We start from the raw sequence: 2,588 nt of genomic DNA, 5'->3' as shown, positions 1-2,588 counted from the left end.
GTATAAAAATGGATGCTCCTGCCACCCCTCAAATATAAATAATATTATTGATTAACAATGCCTTATATGTCATTTGTGGGAAGTTTAATACTTATCCTAGCCGCCACCAATTAGCGTAGCGGCTAGGCCATACAGCCCCTTTTCTTTTAAAACGCCTGTTCATTTTTGAAACTTTATTGATCCTTCCTGCCAGTCCTTTCTGGATGGACTCTGTTGATTTTCAGTAAAATAGCCGTTAACTCACAGACAAAACCTAATAAAAGTGCATACAATTCTTGCTATTCATCATGAAAATAGCGTACTGCTATAAGGTAAGTACTGTATGTTTTTTCTGAGTGCTGGCTTGATCAACTAGCCTTACGGCTAAGTGTTATCGCCGCCCAATTGCCATGTAAAACTGTTAGAAATAATGGAGTCAGTTTGAAGCAAAGGCTTGCCACAATTTTTCAGTTAGGTTTCCCCATCATGCTGGCCATGCTCTCGCAGAGTATGATCAATCTGGTGGATGCTGCACTGGTGGGTCCCCTGGGGGAGAACGCCCTTGCCGCTGTCGGTGCAGGCAGCTATGCGAACTTTGTAGCGCTATCGTTGATGACTGGCCTTTCCGCTGCCATTCAGGCTCAGGTGGCCCGCCGCGTAGGTGCTGGCCGCCTTGATGAGTGTGCAATGCCAACCAATCACGGATTGATCATCGCATTCTGCTTTGCCATGCCGCTCAGTATTATTCTGGTTATGACGGCTCCCTGGTTGCTGGATTTATTTGATCAAAGCTCCCCTACCTTCAAAGGGGAGGCAACCGACTATTTTCAGATTCGAGTGATGGCCCTTACCGCAGCGGCGATGAACCTCTCATTTCGTGGCTTCTGGAATGGTATTGGTGAGCCCAAAGGGTTTCTTAAACTGCTGGTCTGCACTCATATTTGCAATGTTATTCTCAGTTTCATACTGATTTACGGGAAACTGGGTTTGCCCACCATGGGAGTAAAAGGGGCCGCCCTGGGAACCTTATTGTCCATGTACCTGGGTGCTTTTCTCAATCTATGGATTCTCAATAAGCGCGCCAGAAAATACGGCTTTTTAACACGCTGGAAAAACTGGGCGGCATTAAAACGTCTGGTATTTCTTGCTGTTCCCGATTCCCTGCAACAAACCTTGTTTGCTCTTGGCATGATGATGCTATTTGCCATTGTTGCCCAATTGGGTATCAGTGAAATGGCCATTGCCCATGTTCTGCTGAATATCTCTCTGATGTTGATATTACCGGGCCTGGGTCTGGGAATGGCCGCCAACACACTGGTCAGCCAGAGCCTTGGCGCCCGTGAGCCAGAAGTGGCCTGGCGATGGGGACAGGAAGTGATGTATACCGCCAGCGCTGTCCTGCTGGTACTCAGTCTGCCATTAATCTTTATTCCAGAGGCCGTTCTGTCGCTTTTCCTTCATGACCCATCACTGCTGGCAATGGGAGCAATACCATTGCAATTAACGGGTATTGGCTTAGTTCTTGACGCCCCGTCACTGGTCTTTGTTCAGGCCCTACTTGGGGCTGGTGCCAACCGAACCGTGCTCTGTATCCGCTTTATTGCCCAATGGCTTATCCTCCTGCCACTATGCTGGCTTATTGGCCCTATTCTGGGGCTTGGGCTTACTGCAGTCTGGGCAGTACCGACACTGCAACGAATGATAACCTCGGTAAGCTTCCTGGCTGTCTGGCGCTCACGCCGGTGGAGTAAAATACAGGTTTAAAGATATTGCTAAAGAAGATTTACCTCAGGCATTACCATAGGGTAAGAAGATGCAACCTGAGTGGTGTGGTCATTTTAAATGAGTAATTAGCAACGCTGAATGAATCAAATCATGATGGGTTTTCAGATTGATCTCATCACTAATTGCAACACCCGAAATCATTACATTGAAGGTGTATGAAAATTCAGTGCCCTATTCAGGGCACTGAACTGAAGACACAGAAGTGTCAGTTGGCGATGAATCGTGTTTTTAAGAGCCTGTAAATAATTCTGTGTAAACGCCACCAAAACTATTACTCCTTGAACCGGTCAGGAAACATAATTTCAAACCGGTTCATGGCTGCTTTCCAGTTCCTGATCGGCATGGTCCATTTCTCGGAAGCTTTTTCCATGGCCAGATAGATTACCTTCATGACTGACTCATCAGTCCGAAAAATCTTCCGGTTCTTGATCGCCTTACGAATGACGCTATTCAAGGACTCAATGGCATTCGTTGTATAAATCGCTTTTCGGATATCTTCAGGATAGTCGAACAGAGTAATCAGGTTATCCCAGTTATTACGCCAGGACTTACCAATCGATGGGAATTTCTCCCCCCAGGCTTCTTCAAAGGCTTCCAGCTCCATTTCTGCTTCTTCAGCAGTCGCTGACCGGTAAATCCGTTTCAGGTCGCTGGCGACGCATTTACGGTCCTTGTAGGAGACGTATTTCAGCGAGTTACACCAATTTCATTTTCAAAATATGTCACGAATTCTGCGATTGCCTTTATACTTTAAATAGCCTGTTGTTCATCCCGTTAATGTCATGCCTAAAACTCCCGATTTTCCTGAAAACTTTCACGATGCA

General features: G+C 46.3%; 1 protein-coding gene and 1 pseudogene. One reads left to right on the top strand and one right to left on the bottom strand.

Annotated elements, in window-relative coordinates; all coding sequences use genetic code 11:
• Nucleotides 1-420: 420 nt before the first annotated feature.
• A complete protein-coding gene (locus AK963_RS27660) occupies nucleotides 421-1,743 on the top strand; it encodes an MATE family efflux transporter (protein ID WP_175404696.1) in 1,323 nt (440 codons plus the stop codon).
• 292 nt (nucleotides 1,744-2,035) lie between these two features.
• On the opposite strand, the pseudogene AK963_RS27655 reads toward AK963_RS27660, so the two are convergent.
• Nucleotides 2,036-2,461, bottom strand: a pseudogene (locus tag AK963_RS27655) (transposase); the annotation flags it as partial.
• Nucleotides 2,462-2,588: the final 127 nt, after the last annotated feature.

The sequence above is a fragment of the Endozoicomonas atrinae genome, from assembly GCF_001647025.1.
GTDB lineage: Bacteria > Pseudomonadota > Gammaproteobacteria > Pseudomonadales > Endozoicomonadaceae > Endozoicomonas > Endozoicomonas atrinae.
The sequence above is the reverse complement of the archived record's forward strand: the minus strand, read 5'-3'. Positions and strand labels throughout refer to the sequence as shown.